This is a genomic window from Streptomyces sp. P9-A2 (genome assembly GCF_036634175.1).
GTDB lineage: Bacteria > Actinomycetota > Actinomycetes > Streptomycetales > Streptomycetaceae > Streptomyces > Streptomyces pratens.
The window spans coordinates 1,889,931-1,913,350 of sequence record NZ_JAZIFX010000001.1; the positions used below are offsets into that span (position 1 = coordinate 1,889,931).

General features: G+C 71.2%; 19 protein-coding genes. 3 read left to right on the top strand and 16 right to left on the bottom strand.

Translation table 11 applies throughout. The features are described 5' to 3' along the window. Window positions 1-43: 43 nt before the first annotated feature. A complete protein-coding gene (locus tag V4Y04_RS08580) occupies window positions 44-1,729 on the top strand; it encodes an alkaline phosphatase D family protein (protein ID WP_332426766.1) in 1,686 nt (561 codons plus the stop codon). Window positions 1,730-1,795: 66 nt separating this feature from the next. Here the strand turns inward: V4Y04_RS08580 and V4Y04_RS08585 are convergent, their stop codons facing one another. Beyond that, window positions 1,796-2,374 (bottom strand): dienelactone hydrolase family protein, encoded by a 579-nt coding sequence (locus V4Y04_RS08585; RefSeq protein WP_332426768.1) that lies wholly within the window; start codon window positions 2,372-2,374, stop codon window positions 1,796-1,798. A 213-nt stretch (window positions 2,375-2,587) separates the two neighbouring features. On the opposite strand from V4Y04_RS08585, the gene V4Y04_RS08590 reads away from it, so the two are divergent. Continuing rightward, a complete protein-coding gene (locus V4Y04_RS08590) occupies window positions 2,588-3,772 on the top strand; it encodes a mechanosensitive ion channel family protein (protein ID WP_332426769.1) in 1,185 nt (394 codons plus the stop codon). 409 nt (window positions 3,773-4,181) lie between these two features. Here V4Y04_RS08590 and V4Y04_RS08595 read toward each other — a convergent pair whose 3' ends face one another. From V4Y04_RS08595 to V4Y04_RS08620, 6 genes are all read right to left on the bottom strand, one after another. Further along, a complete protein-coding gene (locus V4Y04_RS08595; RefSeq protein WP_332426770.1) occupies window positions 4,182-4,928 on the bottom strand; it encodes an SDR family NAD(P)-dependent oxidoreductase in 747 nt (248 codons plus the stop codon). A gap of 41 nt (window positions 4,929-4,969) precedes the next feature. Beyond that, window positions 4,970-6,556, bottom strand: coding sequence for a Na+/H+ antiporter (locus V4Y04_RS08600; RefSeq protein ID WP_332426771.1), 1,587 nt, complete (start codon window positions 6,554-6,556; stop codon window positions 4,970-4,972). Window positions 6,557-7,086: 530 nt separating this feature from the next. Further along, complete coding sequence (locus tag V4Y04_RS08605) at window positions 7,087-7,554, bottom strand: GNAT family N-acetyltransferase (protein WP_332426772.1); 468 nt, start codon at window positions 7,552-7,554, stop codon at window positions 7,087-7,089. Next, window positions 7,551-8,495, bottom strand: coding sequence for an RluA family pseudouridine synthase (locus V4Y04_RS08610; RefSeq protein ID WP_332426773.1), 945 nt, complete (start codon window positions 8,493-8,495; stop codon window positions 7,551-7,553). Before V4Y04_RS08610 ends, V4Y04_RS08605 begins: the two co-directional genes overlap by 4 nt. Window positions 8,496-8,550: 55 nt before the next feature. Further along, complete coding sequence (gene lspA / locus V4Y04_RS08615; protein WP_332426774.1) at window positions 8,551-9,177, bottom strand: signal peptidase II; 627 nt, start codon at window positions 9,175-9,177, stop codon at window positions 8,551-8,553. Between the two features lie 89 nt (window positions 9,178-9,266). Further along, window positions 9,267-10,238 (bottom strand): TraR/DksA family transcriptional regulator, encoded by a 972-nt coding sequence (locus tag V4Y04_RS08620; RefSeq protein WP_332426775.1) that lies wholly within the window; start codon window positions 10,236-10,238, stop codon window positions 9,267-9,269. A gap of 646 nt (window positions 10,239-10,884) precedes the next feature. On the opposite strand from V4Y04_RS08620, the gene ileS reads away from it, so the two are divergent. Next, window positions 10,885-14,052 carry an isoleucine--tRNA ligase gene (ileS, locus tag V4Y04_RS08625; protein ID WP_332426776.1) on the top strand — a complete coding sequence of 1,056 codons (3,168 nt, stop codon included), beginning with the start codon at window positions 10,885-10,887 and terminating at the stop codon, window positions 14,050-14,052. Window positions 14,053-14,507: 455 nt separating this feature from the next. Here ileS and V4Y04_RS08630 read toward each other — a convergent pair whose 3' ends face one another. From V4Y04_RS08630 to ftsW, 9 genes are all read right to left on the bottom strand, one after another. Next, window positions 14,508-15,797, bottom strand: coding sequence for a DivIVA domain-containing protein (locus tag V4Y04_RS08630; RefSeq protein WP_332426777.1), 1,290 nt, complete (start codon window positions 15,795-15,797; stop codon window positions 14,508-14,510). Window positions 15,798-15,849: 52 nt separating this feature from the next. Then, window positions 15,850-16,140, bottom strand: coding sequence for a YggT family protein (locus V4Y04_RS08635; protein ID WP_332426778.1), 291 nt, complete (start codon window positions 16,138-16,140; stop codon window positions 15,850-15,852). A gap of 50 nt (window positions 16,141-16,190) precedes the next feature. Then, entirely contained in the window at window positions 16,191-16,841 is a 651-nt protein-coding gene (locus V4Y04_RS08640; RefSeq protein WP_055628326.1) for a cell division protein SepF, read from the bottom strand. A gap of 130 nt (window positions 16,842-16,971) precedes the next feature. Next, window positions 16,972-17,703, bottom strand: a complete 732-nt coding sequence (locus tag V4Y04_RS08645; protein WP_332426779.1) for a YggS family pyridoxal phosphate-dependent enzyme — start codon at window positions 17,701-17,703, stop codon at window positions 16,972-16,974. Between the two features lie 6 nt (window positions 17,704-17,709). Then, window positions 17,710-18,438 (bottom strand): peptidoglycan editing factor PgeF, encoded by a 729-nt coding sequence (pgeF, locus tag V4Y04_RS08650; protein ID WP_332426780.1) that lies wholly within the window; start codon window positions 18,436-18,438, stop codon window positions 17,710-17,712. Next, window positions 18,435-19,628 (bottom strand): cell division protein FtsZ, encoded by a 1,194-nt coding sequence (gene ftsZ / locus V4Y04_RS08655; protein ID WP_065003104.1) that lies wholly within the window; start codon window positions 19,626-19,628, stop codon window positions 18,435-18,437. The genes pgeF and ftsZ overlap by 4 nt, the downstream gene beginning before the upstream one ends. 280 nt (window positions 19,629-19,908) lie before the next feature. Beyond that, window positions 19,909-20,706 (bottom strand): cell division protein FtsQ/DivIB, encoded by a 798-nt coding sequence (locus V4Y04_RS08660; RefSeq protein ID WP_332426782.1) that lies wholly within the window; start codon window positions 20,704-20,706, stop codon window positions 19,909-19,911. Between the two features lie 255 nt (window positions 20,707-20,961). Next, window positions 20,962-22,053, bottom strand: a complete 1,092-nt coding sequence (gene murG, locus V4Y04_RS08665; protein ID WP_332426785.1) for an undecaprenyldiphospho-muramoylpentapeptide beta-N-acetylglucosaminyltransferase — start codon at window positions 22,051-22,053, stop codon at window positions 20,962-20,964. A gap of 6 nt (window positions 22,054-22,059) precedes the next feature. Next, window positions 22,060-23,412: a putative lipid II flippase FtsW gene (gene ftsW / locus V4Y04_RS08670; protein ID WP_332426786.1), complete on the bottom strand. Its 1,353-nt coding sequence runs from the start codon at window positions 23,410-23,412 to the stop codon at window positions 22,060-22,062. Window positions 23,413-23,420: the final 8 nt, after the last annotated feature.

Below are 23,420 nucleotides of genomic sequence, written 5' to 3' on the forward strand. Positions count from 1 at the left end.
GTTCGCCCGCTCTGGCATGTACCGATCAGTAATCTGGTCGGCTGTGACCACTCGACACAGATCGTCCGAGAGCGCCGTATCCGCCACCGCGGGCGCCAACGCCTTCGCCCCCCGCCGCCGTTCGGTCGTCAAGGCGGCCGCCGCGACCGCGGTCCTCGCCGCACCGCTCACCGCCGCGCTGCCCGCCCGCGCCGCCACCGCCGTGGCCCCCGTCTTCCTGCACGGGGTGGCCTCCGGCGATCCCCTGCCGGACGGCGTCCTGCTGTGGACGCGCGTGACGCCGACGCCGGAGGCCATACCCGGCTCGGGCCTCGGCCCCGACACCGAGGTCGGCTGGACCGTCGCCCGCGACAAGGCGTTCACCACCGTCGTCGCGAAGGGGTCGATCCGCGCCACCGCAACCACCGACCACACCGTCAAGGCCGACGTCCGCGGCCTCGCGCCGGCCACCGACTACTGGTTCCGCTTCTCCGTCGGCACCACCGACTCCCCCGTCGGCCGCACCCGCACCGCCCCGGCCGCCGACGCCGCCGTGACCGGTCTGCGCTTCGGCGTGGTCTCCTGCTCCAACTGGGAGGCCGGTCACTTCTCGTCGTACCGCCATCTCGCGGCCCGCGGCGACCTCGACGCCTGGCTGCATCTCGGCGACTACCTCTACGAGTACGGCACCGGCGAGTACGGCACGCGCGGCCGGACCGTCCGCGCGCACGCGCCCGCCCACGAGATCGTCACCCTGGCCGACTACCGCCTGAGGCACGCGACGTACAAAACCGACCCCGACCTCCAGGCGCTGCACGCCAAGGCACCGGTCGTCGCGATCTGGGACGACCACGAGATCGCCAACGACGCCTGGTCCGGCGGCGCCGGTAACCACACCGAGGGCGAGGAGGGCACCTGGGCCGCGCGTCAGGCCGCCGCCAAACAGGCCTACTTCGAGTGGATGCCGGTACGTCCCGCGCTGGCCGGCACGACCTACCGCCGGCTGCGCTTCGGCAGGCTCGCCGACCTCTCGCTGCTGGACCTGCGCTCCTTCCGCTCCCAGCAGGTCTCCACGGGCGACGGCGCGGTGGACGACCCGGACCGTACGCTGACCGGCCGGGCCCAGCTCGACTGGCTGAAGTCGGGGCTGTCGGCGTCCGACACCGCCTGGCGGCTGGTGGGCACCTCGGTGATGATCTCGCCGCTCGCGATCGGCTCGCTCCCGGCCGGTCTGCTGAAACCGGTCGCCAAGCTGCTCGGCCTGCCGCAGGAGGGCCTCGCCCTCAACACCGACCAGTGGGACGGCTACACCGACGACCGCCGGGAACTCCTCGCCCATCTGCGGACGAACGCCATCCGCAACACGGTCTTCCTCACCGGCGACATCCACATGGCGTGGGCCAACGACGTGCCGGTGAACGCGGGTACGTACCCGGCTTCCGGCTCGGCGGCCACCGAGTTCGTCGTGACCTCGGTCACCTCGGACAACCTCGACGACATCGTCAAGGTCCCCGAGGGCACCGTCTCCGCGGTCGCCTCCCCGCTGATCAGGGCCACCAACCGGCACGTCCACTGGGTCGACACCGACCGCCACGGCTACGGCGTGCTGGACATCACGTCCGAGCGGGCGCAGATGGACTACTACGTGGTCTCCAGCCGCACCGACCCGGGCGCCACGTCCACGTGGGCGCGCTCCTACCGGACGCTCAGCGGCACCCAGCGGGTCGAGCGCGCCGACCGCCCGGTCTGAGCCGCGCGGTCCGATACGCACGGTCCGATACGCCGGTCCGGCCCGCGCGCCCTCCACCTCTCTCCGTCAGTCGTCCTCCAGCGAATCGAGGAAGCCGAGCGCCACCCGCCAGGTGGCCTCGGCGGCCTCCTCGTCGTGGTCCGGCAGACCGGGGTCGGTGTAGAGGTGACCTGCTCCGGCGTACCGGTACACCTCGACGTCGGCTCCGGCGCGGCCCATCTGCAGATACCAGGCGCTCAGCCAGTCGTCGGTCTCGAACGGGTCCGGCTCGGCGACGTGGAGCTGCACCGGCAGACCGTCCACCGCCGCGTTCGCCGCGATGTCCGACGTGCCGTGCAGGAGCAGCAGCCCGCGCGCCCGGCCGTCACCGAGGGCCAGCGTCTGGGCGACGGAGGCGCCGAAGGAGAGCCCGGCGTACACCAGCCCCCGCTCCGAGTAGGGCGCGGCGGCGAGCACGGCCCGCCGCAGCAACTCGTCCCTGCCGATGGACTCCTGGTGGGCCATGCCCTCCTCGACCGTGTCGAACGTACGGCCCTCGAAGAGGTCGGGCGTCCACACCTCGTGTCCGGCGCCGCGCAACCGGTCCGCGGCCGCGGCCACCGCGGGCCGCGGGCCGTAGGTCGAGTGAAACAGCATGATGTTCATGACGCCATGGTGCCAGCCGGGTCCGACAGCCGGTGCCCGCCGGCCTACGGACCCGGCGCACGGACCCGATGTGCCGGGTCCATGGGCCGGCCTCGTGGGCCGGCCTCGTGGGCCGGCCTCGTGCGACTGTCCCGGACCGCCGCACCCCGCCCAGCCCACGGCGCCACGGATGTCACATGTTCACTGCGCGCGAGGCCGGTTAGGTTCAGGAACATGGAAGACGTGCTCCGCCCCCTGATCGTGTTCGGCGGCTCGGTCGTGCTCACCCTGACGCTCGGCTGGGCCACCGACCGACTGCTGCGCAAGGCCGACGCCCGGCACCCCGAGACCCCCATGTGGGAACTGCTCCGGCGCGGCCGCATCCCCTACCAGTTGCTCATCTGCGCGGCCCTGCTGAGAGGTTCGTTCAGCGAGGCCAGGATGTTCCAGGAGTACCGGGAGGGCATCGGCCGGGTGCTGACGCTGGTGCTGATCGGGTCGGCCGCCTGGCTGGTGATCCGGATCGCGGCGGCCGTCGTCGAAACCTCGTACACCCGGTACGCCAACGTGCACCGCGAGCGCGACCCGGCCAGGGTCCGCCGGGTGCGCACCCAGGTGACGCTGATCCGGCGGGTCGTCTCGGCGATCGTCGGCGTGGTGGCAGTGGCCGCGATGCTGCTGACCTTCCCCGCCATGCGCGCGGCCGGCGCCTCGCTGCTGGCCTCGGCGGGCATCCTCGGCATCGTCGCCGGTGTCGCCGCCCAGTCCACGCTCAGCAACCTGTTCGCCGGGCTGCAGATCGCCTTCGGCGACATGGTGCGCATCGGCGACACGGTCGTGGTGGACGGCGAGTGGGGAACGGTCGAGGAGATCACCCTGACCTTCCTCACCGTGAACACCTGGGACGAGCGCCGGATCACCATGCCGGTGTCGTACTTCACGTCCAAGCCGTTCGAGAACTGGTCCCGCGACTCCCCGCAGATGACCGGGACGGTCATCTGGCATCTCGACCACCGGGCCCCGCTGGACGCGATGCGCGACCGGCTCCGCGACATCCTGCGCGAGTGCCCGGCCTGGGACGGCCGCGCCTACAACCTGACCGTCGTGGACACCACGCCCAGCACCATGCAGGTGCGGGCCCTGGTGACGGCCAAGGACGCCGGCGACATATGGACGGTACGGGTCGAGGTCCGCGAGCAGATGGTCCGCTGGCTGGCCGAGCAGCATCCCTACGCCCTGCCCCGGATCAGCACCGCCCCGGCCGACCCGGCACCGGTCCTCGACACGAGCCACCACTCCCCCGGCGGCGCCGCCGGCATCACCCGTCCCCCGGGTATCCCCGGCCCCTCCGGTCCCCCGGAGGACGGGGCGCCCGCCCACGACCCGCAGGGCGCGGCGCAGGGGTCGTCAGCTGCTTGAGGGCGGTGTGACTCGTTCGTGTGAGGGTCGGCTTCCGGGCTTGCGGTGTCGTGGGCCGTCCGGGTCAACGTGATCGTGCGATCCGGACGCCGGGGACGGCGCCGGTGAACGGGGCCCCCGCTCCACCGGAGTGATGGTTCGGGGCCTCCCCGTCGCCTTGGCCGCACCCATGTGGCCGGATCGCGCGGGGCAGTGTCATTCAGCGACCTCCGGCCGCGGAGGCCTCCCGGGCCCGGACCACGCACCGGATGCGTGTCACCGCCCCGGAGCCGACCCCGGGGCCGAGCACGCCGGAGACCCGGGGCACCTCCCACGCCCTTGAGGCAGCGGGGGAGCCCAGGACCGTTCGGGGCGTCCGGCCGAGCAGACCCACCCCTGCTCAGCCCAGAGGAACGGTACTGACGGCGTTTCAGTGGCCGCGTTCGGCGCCGCCGTTGACCTGGATGATCTGCGAGGTGATGTGTCCGGCGCCCGGGGAGGCCAGCCAGTGCAGGGTGGCGGCCACGTCCCCGGGCGTCCCGGCCCGCCCGTCGGCGGTCTCGGCGATCAGCTCCGCCCGCCGCTCCCCGTCGATGCCGTCGCCGAAGAACGCGGTGTCCTCGATGTAGCCGGGCGCGACCACGTTCACCGTGATGCCGTGCGGCCCCAGCTTCCGGGCGAGGTCATGGGCGTACGGATGGAGTCCGGCCTTGGCCGCCGCGTACGCGGTCTGCCCGGAACCCCGGTAGGCGGCGATGGAGCTGAGGAACAGCACCCGTCCGCCGGGCTCGGCGAGCCGGTCCTTGAGGGCCTCCGTGAGCAGGACGGCGGTCAGCAGGTTGAGCCGGAAGTTGACCGTCCAGTGGCGGGCGACGGCGTCGAGCGGATCGTCCGCCCCGGCCTGGCGCTCGAGGAGGCCGTTGCCGCCGGCGCTGTGGATCAGTACGTCGACGGCTCCGAACTCCCGGCCGACGTAGCCGGCGACGCCCCGCACGGCGACCGGATCGGCGAGGTCCGCGGCGTACACCTCGGCCCCCGGTACCTCGGCCCCGGCCCGCTCCAGGACGTCCCCGCGCCGTCCGAGCAGCAGCACCCGGTCCCCGTCGGCGGCGAAGACCCGTGCCGCCGCCAGCCCGATCCCCGTACCGCCCCCGCTGATCACCACGTTCCGCGTCATACCCCGACCTTACGAACAGAACGCCGTACCGCGGGGAGAACTCACCGCATACTGCGCACATCGAGGTGACGCAGCACCCGGTCCACCACCTCGGGGTCGGCCCCCGCCTCGCTCCGCGCCGCCAGCACCTCGTGCCGCGCCGCGCTCAGCATCTCCCCCCGGATCCGCCGCGCCGCCTTGGCCCGTCGCGCCCGGTGCCGGTACGCCTCCCGCCGCTCGTCCTCGACGACATCGGGGCTGATCCGCGCCCCGATGTCGAAGGCGCTGCGCAGCATCTGCTCGGCCAGTTCCTCCGGCAGTTCCTCGGACTCCTCGATCTCGTGCAGCCGGTGCTTCGCGGCCTGGGACGCCCGCAGCGCGAGATCCCGTTCGAGTTCCTTCTCCCGTCTGGTGTCGGCCCGCACCCCCAGCCGTCTCACCAGCCACGGCAGGGTCGTCCCCTGGACCAGCAGCGTCGCCATGATCACGCCGAACGCGATGAAGACGATCTCGCCCCGGGCCGGGAAGTCGCCCCCGGTGCCGGTCTCCAGCGGAATCGCCAGCACCAGCGCGACGGAGGCCACCCCGCGCATCCCCGACCACCACATCACCATCGTCTCGCGCCAGCTCACCGGGATGTCCTCACCGGTGTCCCGCGCGGCGTGCAGCCGCCTCGTCAGCCAGGTCGCCGGCAGCAGCCACAGCAGCCGGACGAGGACGACCACGCCCACGATCACCCCGGCCCAGCCGAGCAGTTCGCCCCAGTGGCCGGACGCGGTCCGGACCGCGTTGTGCAGTTCGAGGCCGACCAGTCCGAACGCGATGCCGGTGACGAGCGTGTCGACGATGTCCCAGAAGGCGTGTCCGGCCAGCCGGGTCATGACGTCGTCGGCGTCGGTGGCGTACTCCACGAGGAACAGCGCGGTGGTGAGCACGGCGAGCACCCCCGAGCCGTGCAGTTCCTCGGCCAGGACGTAGGAGAAGTACGGCACCAGCAGGCTCAGCGCGACCTGCAGGGTCGCGTCCCCCAGCAGGTCCATGAGCCGGTTGGCGCCCCAGCCGAGCACGAGCCCGACCGCGACCGCCACCACGGCCGACAGGACCAGGTCCAGGCCCGCCTCCCAGGGCGAGAAGGTACCGCTCACGGCGGCGGCGATCGCCACGTGGTACAGGACGATGGCGGTGACGTCGTTGAACAGGCCCTCGCCCTCGAGGATCGACACCAGACGGCGCGGCAGCCCCAGCTTCCCGGCGACGGCGGTCGCCGCGACCGGGTCGGGCGGTGCGACCAGCGCGCCGAGGGCGACCGCGGCGGCCAGCGGCAGACCCGGCACGATCGCGTGGGCGACGACGGCCACGCACAGCGTGGTGACGAACACCAGCGCCACGGCCAGCAGGAGGATCGGTCTCGCGTTCGCCGCGAACTGCCGCCAGGACGTCCGGCGGACGGCGGCGTAGAGCAGGGGCGGCAGCAGCAGCGGCAGGATCAGGTCCGGCGGGACGTCCACGTTCGGGACGAACTCCAGAAGGGCGAGGACGATCCCGAAAACCGTCATCAGCACCGGCGCCGGCAGTCCCAGCCGGTCTCCCAGGGGGACGCACACCACGGCACCGAGCAGCAGGGCGAACAGCAGGGCCAACTGGTCCACGGTCGGTACTCCGGGCGGTTCGACGGTCAAACGGCAGGGCGCCCAGCCTGCCACGCCGACGCCCCGCGCCAGGCGTGCGGCGCCGACCGTCCGGCGTCCGGCGTGCGGCGCCACTGGTCACCCCCGCGTGCCCGGCCACGAAACGCTTACGACCTCACCCGCGATGGGGAGTGGATCAGCGAGCGGCGTCATGCGGCTTCGCGTCCAAGGCGGAGGAGGGAGTGATGGCGGAGCCATCGCGACCGACGACAACGCTGGAGGCGAAGCCGCATGACGTCGGGAGCCCGCTCACTATCGCGGGTGAGGCCGTTAGGGCTCGCAGAGAAACAACTTGTGGGTTTCCGGACTTGATGCCGCAGGTCAGCGCGCCGACCACCCACATATTGTTCTCCGGCAGACCCTTACGCGTGCGGATCCCGGCCGGCCGGAGTGTGTACGGCCACGGTGACCGGCCTGCCGCGAGGCGGTCCGGCGGTCCGGCAGCCGGATGCCCGGACCGCCTCGCGCCGACCGCTACGCGTCCCGTCCGGTCACAGAGTGCGCCGCATGGCCCGGTGCGGCATCCCCGCGTCCGGGAACTCCGGCCCGTAGGCCACGTATCCCAGCCGCTCGTAGAATCCCAGGGCATGGGTCTGCGCGTGCAGGTCGACGGCGGCGAGACCACGGGCGCGGGCCGCCTCCTCGACGCCCCGCACCAGGGCGGCCCCGACGCCCAGCCCCCGCGCCCGGCGCGTCACCGCGAGGCGTCCCAGGGACCCGGCCGACGCGTCACCGCCGGTCTTCGCCGCGGCGGCCCCGCCGTGCAGCAGCCGCCCGGTACCGAGCGCCTCGCCGTCCTCACCGACCGCGAGCACATGCACGGCGCCGTCGTCGTACGCGTCGTACTCCAGGTCCTCGGGCACGCCCTGCTCGGCGACGAAGACCTCCTTGCGCACCGCGAAGCACGCCTGACGGTCGCCGGGTCCCACCGCTTCGCGGACCACGTACGGGGTGCTCACGCGTAGGTCTCCTCCCGGACCAGGTCGAGCGCCTGGCGCAGGTCCTCGGGGTAGTCGCTGGTGAACTCCGCCCACAGGCCGTCCCCGGGGTGCTCGAAGCCGAGCCCCACGGCGTGCAGCCACTGGCGGGTGAGGCGGAGCCGCTTGGCGAGCGTGGGGTCGGCGCCGTAGGTCAGGTCGCCGACGCAGGGGTGCCGGTGGGCGGCCATGTGGACGCGGATCTGGTGGGTGCGGCCGGTCTCCAGCTTGACGTCGAGGAGCGAGGCGGCCCGGAAGGCCTCGATGAGGTCGTAGTGCGTGACGGAGGGCTTGCCCTCCGCGGTGACCGCCCACTTGTAGTCGTGGTTCGGATGACGGCCGATGGGCGCGTCGATGGTGCCGCTGGTCGGGTCGGGGTGGCCCTGGACCAGGGTGTGGTAGCGCTTGTCGACCGTGCGCTCCTTGAACTGGCGCTTCAGCGACGTGTACGCGTACTCCGACTTGGCGACCACCATGAGACCGGAGGTGCCGACGTCGAGGCGGTGCACGATGCCCTGGCGCTCGGCGGCGCCGGAGGTCGAGATGCGGTACCCGGCGGCGGCGAGGCCGCCGATCACGGTCGGTCCGGTCCAGCCCGGCGAGGGGTGGGCGGCGACCCCGACCGGCTTGGAGATCACGACCACGTCGTCGTCGTCGTGCACGATCTCCATGCCCTCGACGGGCTCGGCGATCACCCGCACCGGGGCGGGCGCCTGCGGCATCTCCACCTCGAGCCAGGCGCCCCCGCTCACCCGCTCCGACTTGCCGACCACCGATCCGTCGACCGTGACCTTCCCCGAGGTGGCGAGCTCGGCCGCCTTGGTACGGGAGAAGCCGAACATACGGGAGATGGCGGCGTCGATGCGCTCGCCCTCCAGTCCGTCGGGCACGGGCAGGGTTCGGATCTCGGGAATGGTGCTCACCCGTCGAGTATGCCGGACCGGCCCGGCAACCCCGTACCCGCGCTCCCGGTCCTGCTCAGTCCTTGTGGACGGTCCCGTCCGGGTCGAGGCCCCGGAAGGACAGCAGGACGATCAGGATGCCGCCGCAGACGATCGCCGAATCCGCCAGGTTGAAGACGGCGAAGTGCTTGGGCGCGATGAAGTCGACGACCGCTCCCCGGAAGACACCCGGGGAGCGGAAGATCCTGTCCGTGAGGTTGCCCAGGGCACCGCCGAGCAGCAGGCCCAGCGCGATCGCCCAGGGCAGGCTGTACAGCTTGCGGGCCAGCCGGACGATCACCACGATCACCGCGGCCGCGATCAGCGTGAAGATCACGGTGAAGGCCTCGCCGAAGCCGAAGGCCGCGCCCGCGTTGCGGATCGCCTCGAACCTCAGCCAGTCCCCGATGATCTCGATGGGCTCGTGGTGCTCCAGCTCGGCGACCACGATCATCTTGCTGACCAGGTCGAGGGCGTAGGCGACGACGGCGACGGCGAACAGCACGGCCACCCGCCGCTTGCCGCGGGGCGTTTCGGCCGCTGCCTCCGCATCCTGGGCGTCGGCCCGCACCTCCTCGGCCCGGTCGTGCTCGGCACGGTCCTGCCCGTCCCGGTCCGCGTCCGGGGTCTCCGGCGTACCGATGATGCGCTCCGCCTCTGCCACGTGAGTCCCTCAACCTAGGTACCTGACTGAAGGACGAGGGTACGGCACACCCCGCGCGACTCCCGTGCTCAGGCGGGGTACGAGGGTGCTCAGTACCGGCGCTCCTGTTTCTGCTTGCACTCGACGCACAGCGTGGCCCGGGGGAAGGCCTGCATCCGGGCCTTGCCGATGGGGTTGCCGCAGCTCTCGCACAGGCCGTAGGTGCCGGCGTCCAGCCGCTGCAGGGCGCGCTCGTACTGGGTGAGCATCTCGCGTGCGTTGGCGGCGAGCGCCAGTTCGTGCTCGCGCGTGATGTTCTTCGTGCCGGTGTCGGCCTGGTCGTCACCCGCTCCGTCCCCGGAGTCCCGCATCAGGCCGGCCAGTGACCGTTCGGACGAGGTGATCTCCTCACGCAGCCGCAGCACCTCGGCCGTCAGCTCGGTCCGCGCGTCCTCGGCCTCCTCCGGTGTCCAGGGCTCCTCTCCCGGACGCACCGCGAGGTCGCCGGGCTCCACCGCAGCGAGCCGTGCCTTGGGCACGGCGGTCTTCGCCGCCGTCGCCGTGCCAGGAGTCTTCTCAGCACCCACCGTCGTCGCTCCCGTCTGCGTCGCGGCCTCGGCCGCGCCCGCGTCAGTGGCCGTGCCGTGCCCGGCCGTGTCCTGTGTGCCCCCGCTGGTCCTGGTGGTGCTCCTGCCCGTACCGCCCCCGCGCGCGGCATCCCGCCCGGCGCCGGCCTCCGTTTCCCCGGCGGCCGCCTTCTTCCGGGAGCTCCTGGCCCCGGCGGCCCGGGAAGCCGTCGCTTTCGATCGCGCGGCTCCGGAGGCCGCCGTTCCCTTCTCCTCCTCGGTCTTCGTCTTCGTTTTCGCGGAAGCGGAAGCGGAAGCGTTCTTCCCGGCCCCGGTCTCCCTCGCCGTGCTCTTTCCCGCCACGGCCTTCCCTGGTCCGGCCTTCCCGGCCGACTGCTTCGTGGCCGCCTTCCCCGCCTGAGCCTTCGCCGTCGCCTTCGTGTCCTCCCGGGACTCCTCGGCGGGCACGGCTCCGCCGGACGCCGACTGCTGTACGGCGGTCTTCTTCGCCACCATGGCCGCGGCCCCTTTTCACATACTGTGATCTTGCGCACGCATCGTGCTGGGACGATAAATCGACTCGGGTCCCGCGGCAACGGGGCGCACCGCCCGATTCGACCGCCCCGCGGACGCCGCGCGGCGGACCTTCATGCGTTGTGCCCAGCTCCCCGCCGGGTATGCCGCCAAGTCGGACGCCACAGAATCCGAACACCCGTGCCGCCCCATTCAGCGGTATGTCTCACTGTTCGGGACTCGTACGACATGCGCACGGACTCCCCTGACCCTGCCCGGGCCCACTCACCGCCCGCGGGAAACCGGTCGGCCGCCGGCCGCTCCGCGCCGTACACTGAGCGGAGCGAAAAGCGTGGATGGGGACGAGTAGCGGCGTACGCAGCCCAGAGCGACCCGGGGACGGTGTGAGCCCGGGGGCGAGCGCGACGCGAAGATCACCCCTGAGCCGCCGGAAGAAAGCCGCAGCCCGACAGCAGCGGCGAGTAGAACCGGTATCGCGACCCCAATGAGGGGGTTCACCGGCGCACACGACGCGCCGGGGGGCCAAGGAGGGTGGTACCGCGGGAGCGCGCCGACGGCGGCGCAGGGATCGACACGGCTCTCGTCCCTCCGGACGGAAGGCAGCAAGTCCGCCGGAGGAAGCCCGCTCATGACAACGCCGATGTACCGACAGGTGCCCGCCCAGGTCGACCTGCCCGCTCTCGAGCACGCGGTGCTCGATTTCTGGCAGCAACAGAAGATCTTCGCCAAGAGCCTGGAGCAGTCCGAGGGCCGCCCCGAATGGGTGTTCTACGAGGGCCCGCCCACCGCCAACGGCATGCCGGGCGCCCACCACATCGAGGCGCGCGTCTTCAAGGACGTCTTCCCCCGCTTCCGCACCATGCGCGGCTACCACGTGGGCCGCAAGGCCGGCTGGGACTGCCACGGCCTCCCGGTGGAGCTGGCGGTGGAGAAGGAGCTCGGTTTCTCCGGCAAGCAGGACATCGAGGCGTACGGCATCGCCGAGTTCAACGCCAGATGCCGCGAGTCGGTGACCCGCCACACCGACGCCTTCGAAGAGCTCACGACCCGCATGGGCTACTGGGCCGACCTCCAGGACCCGTACCGCACGATGGACCCGGAGTACATCGAGTCCGTCTGGTGGTCGCTGAAGGAGATCTTCGACAAGGATCTGCTGGTCCAGGACCACCGCGTCGCCCCCTGGTGCCCCCGCTGCGGCACCGGCCTGTCCGACCACGAACTGGCGCAGGGCTACGAGACGGTCGTCGACCCGTCCGTCTACGTCCGTTTCCCCCTCACCTCCGGCCCGCTGGCCGGCGAGGCCGCGCTCCTGGTGTGGACGACCACACCGTGGACGCTGGTGTCCAACACCGCGGTCGCCGCGCACCCCGAGGTCACCTACGTCGTCGCGACGCAGGGCCCCGAGGGCACGGAGAAGGTCGTCGTCGCCGAGCCGCTGGTCGCCAAGGCGCTCGGGGAGGGTTGGGAGACCACCGGCGAGAGTTTCACCGGCGCCGAGATGGAGCGCTGGACCTACCAGCGTCCCTTCGAGCTCGTGGAGTTCCCGGCCGAGGCGCACTACGTGGTGAACGCCGACTACGTCACCACCGAGGACGGTACGGGTCTGGTCCACCAGTCCCCCGCCTTCGGCGAGGACGACCTCAGGGTCTGCCGCTCCTACGGCCTGCCGGTGGTGAACCCGGTCCGCCCGGACGGCACCTTCGAGGAGGACGTCCCGCTGGTCGGCGGCGTCTTCTTCAAGAAGGCCGACGAGAAGCTGACGGAGGACCTGGGCGACCGGGGCCTGCTCTTCAAGCACATCCCGTACGAGCACAGCTACCCGCACTGCTGGCGCTGCCACACCGCGCTGCTCTACTACGCGCAGCCCTCCTGGTACATCCGCACCACGGCCGTCAAGGACCGCCTGCTGGAGGAGAACGAGGGCACCAACTGGTTCCCGGACTCCGTCAAGCACGGCCGGTACGGCGACTGGCTGAACAACAACATCGACTGGGCGCTGTCCCGCAACCGCTACTGGGGCACCCCGCTGCCGATCTGGCGCTGTGAGGACGACCACCTCACCTGCGTCGGCTCGCTCGCCGAGCTGACCGGGCTGACCGGCACCGACCAGTCGGGCCTCGACCCGCACCGCCCGTTCATCGACGAGGTCACCTTCGCCTGCCCGCAGGACGGCTGCGGGAAGACGGCCACGCGGGTGCCCGAGGTCATCGACGCCTGGTACGACTCGGGTTCGATGCCGTTCGCGCAGTGGGGCTACCCGCACAAGAACAAGGAACTGTTCGAGAGCCGGTACCCGGCGCAGTTCATCTGCGAGGCCATCGACCAGACCCGCGGCTGGTTCTACACGCTGATGGCGGTCGGCACCCTGGTCTTCGACAAGTCCTCGTACGAGAACGTCGTCTGCCTGGGCCACATCCTCGCCGAGGACGGCCGCAAGATGTCCAAGCACCTGGGCAACACCCTGGACCCGGTCCCGCTGATGGACCGGCACGGCGCGGACGCGGTCCGCTGGTTCATGGCGGCCGGCGGTTCCCCGTGGGCGGCCCGCCGGGTGGGCCACGGCACCATCCAGGAGGTCGTCCGCAAGACGCTCCTGACCTACTGGAACACCGTCGCCTTCCAGGCGCTGTACGCGCGTACGTCCGGCTGGGCCCCGTCCGGGGCCGACCCGGCACCCGCCGACCGCCCGCTGCTGGACCGCTGGCTGCTCTCCGAACTGCACGCGCTCACCGACCAGGTGACCTCGGCGCTGGAGGGCTTCGACACCCAGCGGGCCGGCAAGCTGCTGTCCTCGTTCGTCGACGACCTGTCCAACTGGTACGTCCGCCGCTCCCGGCGCCGCTTCTGGCAGGGCGACAAGGCCGCACTGCGCACCCTGCACGAGGTCGTCGAGACGGTCACCAGGCTGATGGCCCCGCTGACCCCGTTCATCACCGAGCGGGTCTGGCAGGACCTGGTGGTGCCGGTCACCCCCCACGCCCCGGAGTCCGTCCACCTGTCCTCCTGGCCCGAGGCCGACCTGACGGCGATCGACCCGGAGCTGTCGAAGCAGATGGTGCTGGTGCGCCGCCTGGTGGAGCTGGGACGGGCCACCCGCGCGGAGTCGGGCGTCAAGACCCGCCAGCCGCTCAAGCGCGCCCTGATCGCGGCGAGCGGCTTCGGCGCCCTCCACCCCGAGCTGCACACGCAGATCACCGAGGAGCTGAACGTCGAGTCCCTGGCGTCCCTGTCCGAGGTGGGCGGCTCGCTGGTGGACACGACGGCCAAGGCCAACTTCCGCGCCCTGGGCAAGCGGTTCGGCAAGCGCGTCCAGGACGTCGCCAGGGCCGTCACGAACGCGGACGCCGCCGCGCTGTCCCTGGCGCTGCGCGAGGGCACCGCCTCGGTGGAGGTCGACGGTGAGACGATCACCCTCGCCCCGGACGAGGTGATCATCACGGAGACCCCGCGGGAGGGCTGGTCGGTGGCGTCCGACGCCGGTGCCACGGTCGCCCTGGACCTGGAGATCACCGAGGAGCTGCGCCGGGCCGGTCTGGCCCGGGACGCGATCCGGCTGATCCAGGAGGCCCGTAAGAACAGCGGCCTCGACGTGGCCGACCGGATCGCCCTGCGCTGGACGGCGACGGAGGACGCCACGGTCGCGGCCCTGACCGAGCACGCCGGTCTCATCGCCGACGAGGTCCTCGCCGTGGCCTTCGTGAACGAGCACAGCGCCCGGGACGAGGCGGACGGCGCCTACGGTCAGCCGTTCACCGACGAGGGCCTGTCCCTGACGTTCCGCCTCCGCAAGGCGTAACGACCTCACCCGCGATGGGGAGTGGATCAGCGAGCGGCGTCCTGCGGCTTTGGATCCGAGGCGGAGGAGGGAGTGATGGCGGAGCCATCGCGACCGACGACGACGCCGGAGGCGAAGCCGCAGGGCGTCGGGAGCCCGCTCGCTGTCGCGGGTGAGGTCGTAAGTGTCCTCAGGGTGTAAGTAACGCCCGGGGCGCGGATCACGCCGGGGCGCCCAGCGCGTTCCCTCCCGCCCCGCACAGCGAAGGGCCCGGGTCCACCGAGAAGAACCCGGTGGACCCGGGCCCTTCGGCGTCGCGTCCGGCGGACAACTGCCCCACACCTTGAACAACCACCGCAGACACCGCAAAGGGGCCCCAACGCGCGTAGCACAAGGGCGGGGCCCCGGGTTGTCCAACCCGGGGCCCCGCCCTGAACGCCGTCGGCCGCTACGCCGTACTCATGGCCATCAAACCGTCAGTTGTCGTCCTCGTCGATCAGGAACCCGCGCATCGGCGAGGGCGCCTGACCCATCGGCGACGGTCCCTGCGGACGCACCGGCGCCATGGGCTGGGTCATCGCCGGCTGCATCTGCTGCTGGCCACCGCCGTAGGACGGACCGGGCTGTCCGGGGCCGCCCATCTGCTGGTTGCCGCCGTAGGACGGCGCACCGGCACCGGCCGGAGCCATCGAGGGCGCCGGGGACGGCGGCAGCGACGGGGCGGCGGGCTGACGCGGCGGGGCGAGCGAGTCGTCCGCCTGGGTCTCCAGCTGACGCAGCTGCGACTCCAGGTAGGACTTCAGCCGCGTGCGGTACTCGCGCTCGAAGCCGCGCAGGTCCTCGACCTTGCGCTCCAGCGTGGCGCGGGCGGACTCCAGGGAGCCCATCGCGACGCGGTGCTTCTCCTGCGCGTCCCGCTCCAGGGCGTCCGCCTTGGAGCGTGCGTCCCGCTCGAGACCCTCGGCACGCGAACGCGCCTCGCCGACGATCTTGTTGGCCTCGGAACGGGCCTCGGCGATCGCCTGGTCGGCGGTCTGCTGGGCCAGCGAGAGCACGCGGGCCGCGCTGTCGCCGCCGGGACCGCCCTGCTGTCCGGGGAGGCCGGGAGGGCCGCCCATGGGACCGCCGGGACCGCCCATGGGGCCACCGTGGCCCATCTGTCCCTGCATCTGCCCCTGCATCGGGCCGCCCTGGCCCATCTGTCCCTGCATCTGCCCCTGCATCGGGCCGCCCTGGCCCATCTGCCCCTGCATCTGCCCCTGCATCGGACCGCCCTGACCCATCGGGCCACCCTGACCCATGGGACCGCCCTGGCCCATGGGACCGGGACCCTGGCCCATCGGGCCGGGGCCCTGCGGACCGCCCTGACCACCGGGGCCGGCGGGCAGCTGCGGCGCACCGCTCGGCAGCTGGGGCGGACCACCCATGGGGCCACCCATCTGCTGCTGCGGCGGGCCCGATATGCCGGCGGGCACCGGACCGCCGGGACCTCGCATGCCCTGCTGGGGCATCCCCTGGGGCGGCCCCTGCTGTTGCTGCTGCTGGTCCTGCGGTTCCGGAGGCTTGCGCATGTTCTGCTGGTTCTGGGCGGCAGCGCGCGTGGCCGCGGCCAGTTTGGCGCGCAGGTCCTCGTTCTCTCGGAGCAGGCGCGTCAGTTCGGCTTCGACCTCGTCGAGGAAGGCATCGACCTCGTCCTCGTCATAGCCTTCTCGGAGGCGGACGGTCGTGAACTGCTTGTTCCGCACGTCCTCGGGGGTCAACGGCATCTCTTCACCTCAACGTAGTCATCGGCAGTCGGCAGGCCCATGTCGTCCACAGTCACCTCAGCGCATTGCCCACGAGGGAGATCAGGATGTAGACGATGATCATCAGCACGAAGAAGGACAGGTCGAGCGCCACGCCCCCGAGACGCAGCGGCGGGATGACCCGACGCAGAAGCTTCAGCGGTGGATCGGTGACAGTGTAGGTGGCCTCCAGGACGACCACCATCGCCTTGCCGGGTTGCCACGAGCGGGCGAACTGGAAGACGTAGTCCATGACCAGACGGAAGATGAGCACGATGAGGAACACCATCAGCGCGATGTAGATCACCTGCGCGAACACGCTCATGGTCTGGTTGTCCCTCTCCCCTGTGTACTGCTTCTGTCCGGTCCTGCGTCTCAGCTCTGGTTGAAGAACCCGCCCTCTGCGATACGGGCCTTGTCCTCCGCCGTGACATCGACGTTAGCAGGAGACAGCAGGAACACCTTCTGCGTCACCCGCTCGATGCTGCCGTGAAGACCAAACACCAGACCGGCCGCGAAGTCGACAAGTCGCTTGGCGTCCGTGTCGTCCATCTCGGTCAAATTCATGATCACCGGCGTGCCTTCGCGGAAGTGTTCCCCGATGGTACGGGCCTCGTTGTAGGTCCGCGGGTGAAGTGTGGTGATCCGGTAAGGCTCTCGTTCCGACACGACCTTGGGCATGATCACCGGTGCGTTCTTCTCCAGGCTGGCGCGTTCTTGTGTGATGGATGCCACGGGCGCGATGCGCGCCGGGCGTGCCGATTCAGCGGGAAGCGAAGCGGACCGGGCGACCGGCTCGCGAAGTGGGGGCGAGGGGGCGACTCTCACCTCTTCGTCCCTTTGGAGTTGATGTGCACCATGTGCGCCGTGCGACTGATGCGACGGCTCGTGCCGCCGGTGGTCCCGCTCGGGCTCCGGGTCGAGTTCGGGTTCGAAGTCGTCGTCTGGGTCAAATCCGCGGCCGTCGTACCCATCGTCCTCCACGAGGCCGAGGTAGACCGCCATCTTGCGCATCGCGCCGGCCATGCTCCGTGCCCTCCGCTCTGTGGTGGATCCGCTGACGACCGCCGAGTGCCCGCGATCCACAAGATCCTCAAGTCCGCCCGATCAGCGGCAATGACCATATTTTCTGCTGTGGTCCGACTTCCTGGCGACGTTACCCGAGCCTGGGGCGGACTCCGAGTACCGCACTGCCTACGCGCACATGTGTCGCTCCGGCCGCAACAGCCTGTTCGAGATCCGCACTCATCCCCGCGGAGACCATGTTCGCAGCAGGATGGGCCGCACGCAGGTCGGTCGACAAATCCATCAACCGCTCGAACGCCGCCTGTTGACGCCCGGCGTACTCCCCGGTGAGCGGAGCGACGGTCATCAGTCCGTCCAGCCGCAGGCCTTCGGCCCCGGCGACGAGACGGGCCAACTCCGCGACACCGCCCGGCGCCACGCCGCCGCGCTCTCCCCGGCCCCCTCCCGCCGCGGGCTCATCGGCGTCGAGCGCGACCTGGATGAGGCAGCCCAGTTCGCGCCCGGTGCGCACGGCCTCTTTGGAGAGGGCCGTGACCAGTCGGGAACGATCGATGGACTGCACGAAATCGGCATAACCTGCCACAGATCGCACTTTATTGGTCTGAAGCTGCCCGACAAAGTGCCACTCAAGGGGCAAGTCGGCACATTGGGCGGCTTTCGGGGCGGCGTCCTGGTCGCGGTTCTCGGCGACATGGCGCACACCGAGTTCCGACAGGATCCGCACATCGCTCGCGGGGAAGGTCTTGGTGACCACGATCAGGGTCACCTCCTCCCGCCCGCGCCCGGCGGCCGCGCACGCGGCGGCGATCCGCTCCTCCACATCCGCGAGGTTCGCGGCGAGTTCTTCCTTACGCTCCGTCATGCCTCATCAGTCCAGCCACACATAGCCCGCGAGCCGCCCTGTGGTGCGGTCCCGCCGGTACGAGAAATGATCGTCCGACTCCAGCGTGCACACCGGCGACCGCTCCCGGTCGCCCACCCCGAGCCGTTCGAGCTGGGCGTGCACACCCCCGGCCACATCGACCGCCGGCGTGCCCCAGCTCGTCTCGGCGTACGCCGCCGGCTCGACGGCGGCCACCTCGGCACGCATCTGCGACGGCACCTCGTAGCAACGGCCGCAGACGGCGGGGCCGGTACGGGCGACGATGCGGGCCGGGTCGGCGCCGAGTTCCGTCATGGCGTGCACGGCGGCGGGGACCACTCCCGAGACCAGTCCGGGCCGGCCCGCGTGGGCCGCCGCGGCGACACCGGCGGCGGGGTCCGCGAGCAGCACCGGAACACAGTCGGCGGTGAGGACGGCGAGGGCGAGGCCCCGCCGCGCGGTGACCACCGCGTCGACCTCGGGAACGGGACTCCCGCCCCACGGCTCGTCCACCACGACCACGTCGGCTCCGTGCACCTGGTTCATCCAGACCACCCGTGCCGGGTCGAGGGCGAGGGACTTCGCGGCCAGTTCGCGGTTGGTGCGCACCGCGCCGGAGTCGTCGCCGACCGCACCGCCGAGATTGAACTCCGCATACGGAGCGGCGCTCACCCCGCCCCACCGGTCGGTGAGGGCGAAGTGCGCGCCGCGCACGCTTTCGCGTTGTCCTATCACTTGAGGAAGTCCGGTACGTCCAGCTCCTCGGCCGCGCTGTCCGCGTAGGTGCGGGACGGCGGGACGGGCGGCTGGGCGACCGGGATGTCGCTGACCGGCTCGGGCGCCTGCTCCGGCTCCTCCCTGGGCGTGACGCTGCCCAGGGAGCCGAAGGACGGGCGGCTCTCGGGCTGCCGCGCGGGGGCGGGCTCCTCGCGCTTGGCCGAGGACGAGCCGAGGACGTTGTCCCGCTTCGAGGGCGGCTGGCCACCGTCGAAGCCGGCCGCGATCACCGTGACCCGGACCTCGTCGCCGAGGGCGTCGTCGATCACCGCGCCGAAGATGATGTTGGCTTCGGGGTGAGCCGCCTCACTCACCAGCTGGGCGGCCTCGTTGATCTCGAACAGACCGAGGTCGCTGCCGCCGGAGATGGACAGCAGAACGCCCCTGGCGCCGTCGATGGAGGCTTCCAGCAGCGGGGAGGAGATCGCCATCTCGGCGGCGGCCACCGCGCGGTCGTCGCCGCGGGCCGACCCGATGCCCATGAGGGCCGACCCGGCCTCGGACATGACCGACTTGACGTCGGCGAAGTCGAGGTTGATCAGGCCGGGGGTGGTGATGAGGTCGGTGATGCCCTGGACGCCGGAGAGCAGGACCTGGTCCGCCGACTTGAAGGCGTCCAGCACCGAGACCTGGCGGTCCGAGATGGACAGCAGCCGGTCGTTGGGAATGACGATGAGGGTGTCGACCTCTTCGCGGAGTTCGGCGATGCCGTCCTCCGCCTGGTTGGCGCGGCGCCGGCCCTCGAAGGTGAACGGGCGGGTGACCACGCCGATGGTGAGAGCGCCGAGCGAGCGGGCGATGTTGGCCACCACGGGGGCGCCGCCGGTGCCGGTGCCGCCGCCCTCGCCGGCCGTCACGAAGACCATGTCGGCCCCCTTGAGGACCTCCTCGATCTCCTCGCGGTGGTCCTCGGCCGCCTTGCGGCCGACGGCCGGGTTGGCTCCGGCGCCGAGTCCGCGGGTGAGTTCACGGCCGACGTCGAGCTTGACGTCGGCGTCGCTCATCAACAGGGCTTGCGCGTCGGTGTTGATGGCGATGAACTCGACGCCCTTGAGACCGACCTCGATCATCCGGTTGATGGCGTTGACACCACCGCCGCCGACACCGATGACTTTGATGACTGCGAGGTAGTTCTGCGGTGCTGCCACGTCGAAGGCCTCTCGCCTCGATTTACGTGTCGCCGGCTCGCGGCCGTGCCGCGGTTCGACGACTGATGCCGATGTGGGGCGGTCCGTATCGCCGACCCGAACCCTAACGTTGAAGTTTAGAGTTACCAGTGTGCCTGTTCCCTGGAGTCTTCTGAACAGGACACTAAGTCGACAAGTGGCGCGCGTTCAACGAACACGCCGAACCTCCCGTTTTTCTTTTCACCCTATGTGATCAGCCGTGCCACCCCCCAACCAGGGGGCTGGCCTGCGCTGATACCCGTCAACTCCCTGATGATGCGGGTGCCGTGGGGACACTCACATCGAAGTGCCGTGCGTCCGGCGCCGCTTTCAGCAGAGCGGTGAGGGCACGGCCCTTCGCGGCACCGTTCTCGCCGCTTCCCCAGGCGATCGTCCTGCCGTCCGCCAGTTCCAGCGAGATGTCGTCGTAGGAACGGACCTTGACGCTCCGCGCGGTACGGGCGACGGCGTCCGGCACCTCACGGGCGACCCGTACCGCCTCGCGCACCAGCCGGCCCTCGCCGAAGCGGCGCAGGCTCGCGGCCGTGGTACCGCTCCGGCGCACGTCCCATTCCAACCGGGGAACGCCCTTGGGTGCTTGGGGAACCGTGGCGTACCGGACACCTTCGTCGTCGATCTCGGTGAACTCCCCGCCCTTTTCGACCAGAAGAACCGGCGTGCGCTCGGTGATATTCAGCTCGATTTCGTGCGGCCAGGAACGGACCACGTCAACTGTGCCGATTCGGGGCAATTTCTCGCGGAGCCGTGAGGCGATCACGTCCGTGCCCACCGCGGCCAGCTGGTCCCCGACGGGAACATCGGCGGCCTTGCGCACTTCTTCGGGGGTCAGGACCCGGGTGCCGGACACGGACACCCTCTCCACCCGGGCCAGATCGGACCCGTACAGCAGCCAGAACGTACCGCTGCCGAGAAAGACCAGGGCGACCGCCAGGATGATGATCAGACGAAGATGTCTCCGCCTCAACCGCCGCCACCCGGGCGGCGGCCCGGACGACTCCCGCCGGCGTTCACCGCGCTCGGCGGCAGTCGATCCGGCCACAGCACTCCCTTTCCCTCGGCGCGGTTCGCCTCCGGGGCGCCGCGACCGCGTCCCTTCGGCTCACTCGCCGGCGTCCTGGGGCGCGTCCGGCGGATCATGCCGGAAGACGCGAGGCTCGGCACGCCCTCCTCCGCCTTGCGGCTGGACGCTCCCCCACGCTCGAACATGCTCGCGCGGGAGGGGCCCCATCGCCCTCGCTCGACCCAGCTGGACAGACGCCGCCGGTCACCTCCGACTTGATCCGCCGGACAGACCCTAGCGGTGACGTGAGGCGATCGCCTCGTACACCATGCCGACGAGCAGGTCGTCGGCGTCCCGGCGGCCGAACTCGGTGGCGGCGCGGGACATCTCGTACAGCCGGTGCGGGTCGGCCAGGACGGGCAGCACGTTCTGCTGGACCCACTCCGGCGTCAGCTCCGCGTCGTCGACCAGAAGTCCGCCGCCGGCCTTGACCACCGGCTGGGCGTTCAGCCGCTGTTCGCCGTTGCCGATGGGCAGCGGGACGTAGGCGGCCGGGAGCCCGACGGCGGAGAGTTCGGCGACGGTCATCGCACCCGCGCGGCAGAGCATCATGTCGGCCGCGGCGTACGCGAGGTCCATCCGGTCCACGTAACCTACCGGGATGTAGGGGGGCATTCCCGGCATCTGCTGCACCTGGGGCAGTTCGTTCTTCGGGCCGACCACGTGCAGGATCTGGATGCCGGCCTGCTGGAGCCACGGCGCGACCTGCTGGACGACCTCGTTCAGCCGACGGGCGCCCTGCGAGCCGCCGGAGACCAGCAGCGTGGGCAGGTTGGGGTCGAGCCCGAACGCGGCGCGGGCCTCGGGCCGCACGGCGGCCCGGTCCAGGGTGGCTACGGAGCGGCGCAGCGGAATCCCGATGTAGCGGGCGTCGCGCAGCTTGCTGTCCGGGGTGGAGACGGCGACCCTGGCCGCGTACCGGGAGCCGATCTTGTTGGCCAGGCCGGGGCGGGCGTTGGCCTCATGGACGATGATCGGCACACCGAGCCGCTTGGCGGCGAGGTAGCCGGGCAGGGCGACATAGCCGCCGAAGCCGACCACGGCGTCCGCCTTGGTGCGTTCCAGGATCTGTTCGGTCGCCTTGATGGTGCCGCGCAGCCGGCCCGGGACGGTGATCAGCTCGGGGGTGGGCTTGCGGGGCAGCGGTACGGCGGGGATCAGCGCCAGTTCGTACCCGCGCTCGGGTACCAGACGTGTCTCGAGACCGCGTTCCGTGCCCAGGGCCGTGATGCCCACGGACGGATCCTGCCTGCGCAGGGCATCCGCGAGGGCGAGCGCGGGCTCGATGTGGCCCGCGGTTCCTCCGCCGGCGAGTACGACATGCACCGAAATTCACCGCTCTCCGGACGAACGTGCCACCGTGGCGCGCCGTCGCATCGTGTTCCATCTGTGGGGTCTTCGAGTACCCCGGTCCCGCTTTCTACCAAAGCGAGGTTGCCGCATCGCGAGCGCCGCCCGCGCAGCGGGCTCGTCACGCGCGAAGGCGATCAGCAGCCCGATGGCGAACATGGTCGGCAACAGGGCGGAGCCCCCGTAGGAGAACAGCGGGAGGGGAACGCCTGCGATCGGCAGCAGCCCGAGGACCGCACCGAGGTTGATCACGGCCTGGGCCGTGATCCAGGTGGTCACGCCTCCCGCGGCATACCTCACGAAGGGGTCCTCCGTGCGTCCGGCCACGCGGATACCCGCATAGCCTAGAGCCGCGAACAGGGCGAGCACCGACAGCGTCCCCGCCAGGCCCAGTTCCTCACCGGTGATGGCGAAGATGAAGTCGGTGTGGGCTTCCGGCAGTTGGCCCCATTTCTCCACACTCGCGCCGAGTCCGGACCCGAAGATCCCGCCGGACGCGAGGGCGTAGATCCCGTGCACGGCCTGCCAGCAGTCGACGGGACCCGTCCGGGGTTCGGTGGCGCCGAGACAGGCCAGCCGGGCCATGCGGTTCGGGCTGGTCCTGATGAGGAGCGCGCCGATCAGCGCGGCGACGGCCAGCACGCCGGCGAACAGCCGGGTGGGCGCCCCGGCCAGCCAGAGCAGGCCGAAGAGGATCGCCGTCAGGATGATCGCCGTGCCCATGTCGCCGCCGAGCATGATCAGTCCCAGCAGCATGAAGGCGGCCGGAACGAGCGGCACCAGCATGTGCTTCCACTGGGACAGCAGCCGCCTCTCCCGCTTGCGGGCGAGCAGGTCGGCGCCCCACAGCACCAGGGCGAGCTTGCCGAACTCACTGGGCTGGAGCTGGAAGGAGCCGCCGACGCCGATCCAGTTCTGGTTGCCGTTGACCTCCATCCCTATCCCCGGTACCTGCACCAGGACCATCAGGAAGACGGCGCCCGCGAGAATGGGGTAGGCCAGCGCCCGGTGCAGCTTCACCGGCATCCGGGAAGCCGCGAGCAGCAGCACGGCCCCGATGCCGGCGGCCAGGAGCTGCTTGCGGAAGAAGTACGAGCCCGGCAGCGACATCTGCAGCGCGGTGATCTGGGAGGCCGAGTAGACCATCACCAGGCCGAGCACGGTGATCAGCGCGCTGCCGCCGAGGATCAGGTAGTAGGCGGTCAGCGGCCGGTCCCAGGCCCTGTACGCCCGCGCGTGGAGGGCCCTCAGGGGGTTCTCGCGGGCCGGCCGGGGTGCGGCGGGGCGGCGGGGCGCCCGCCGCACGGGAGGCCGTCCGGTGCGGCTACCGGGCATGCCGGCCT

What these genes read in the sequence shown, in the direction of transcription:
- ileS (WP_332426776.1), top strand. Translation starts at nt 10,885, where the DNA reads ATGACAACGCCGATGTACCGACAGGTGCCCGCCCAGGTCGACCTGCCC.
- V4Y04_RS08620 (WP_332426775.1), bottom strand. Translation starts at nt 10,238, where the DNA reads ATGGTGGCGAAGAAGACCGCCGTACAGCAGTCGGCGTCCGGCGGAGCC.
- V4Y04_RS08640 (WP_055628326.1), bottom strand. Translation starts at nt 16,841, where the DNA reads ATGGCCGGCGCGATGCGCAAGATGGCGGTCTACCTCGGCCTCGTGGAG.
- V4Y04_RS08595 (WP_332426770.1), bottom strand. Translation starts at nt 4,928, where the DNA reads ATGACGCGGAACGTGGTGATCAGCGGGGGCGGTACGGGGATCGGGCTG.
- V4Y04_RS08630 (WP_332426777.1), bottom strand. Translation starts at nt 15,797, where the DNA reads ATGCCGTTGACCCCCGAGGACGTGCGGAACAAGCAGTTCACGACCGTC.
- ftsW (WP_332426786.1), bottom strand. Translation starts at nt 23,412, where the DNA reads ATGCCCGGTAGCCGCACCGGACGGCCTCCCGTGCGGCGGGCGCCCCGC.
- V4Y04_RS08635 (WP_332426778.1), bottom strand. Translation starts at nt 16,140, where the DNA reads ATGAGCGTGTTCGCGCAGGTGATCTACATCGCGCTGATGGTGTTCCTC.
- V4Y04_RS08585 (WP_332426768.1), bottom strand. Translation starts at nt 2,374, where the DNA reads ATGAACATCATGCTGTTTCACTCGACCTACGGCCCGCGGCCCGCGGTG.
- V4Y04_RS08590 (WP_332426769.1), top strand. Translation starts at nt 2,588, where the DNA reads ATGGAAGACGTGCTCCGCCCCCTGATCGTGTTCGGCGGCTCGGTCGTG.
- V4Y04_RS08645 (WP_332426779.1), bottom strand. Translation starts at nt 17,703, where the DNA reads ATGACGGAGCGTAAGGAAGAACTCGCCGCGAACCTCGCGGATGTGGAG.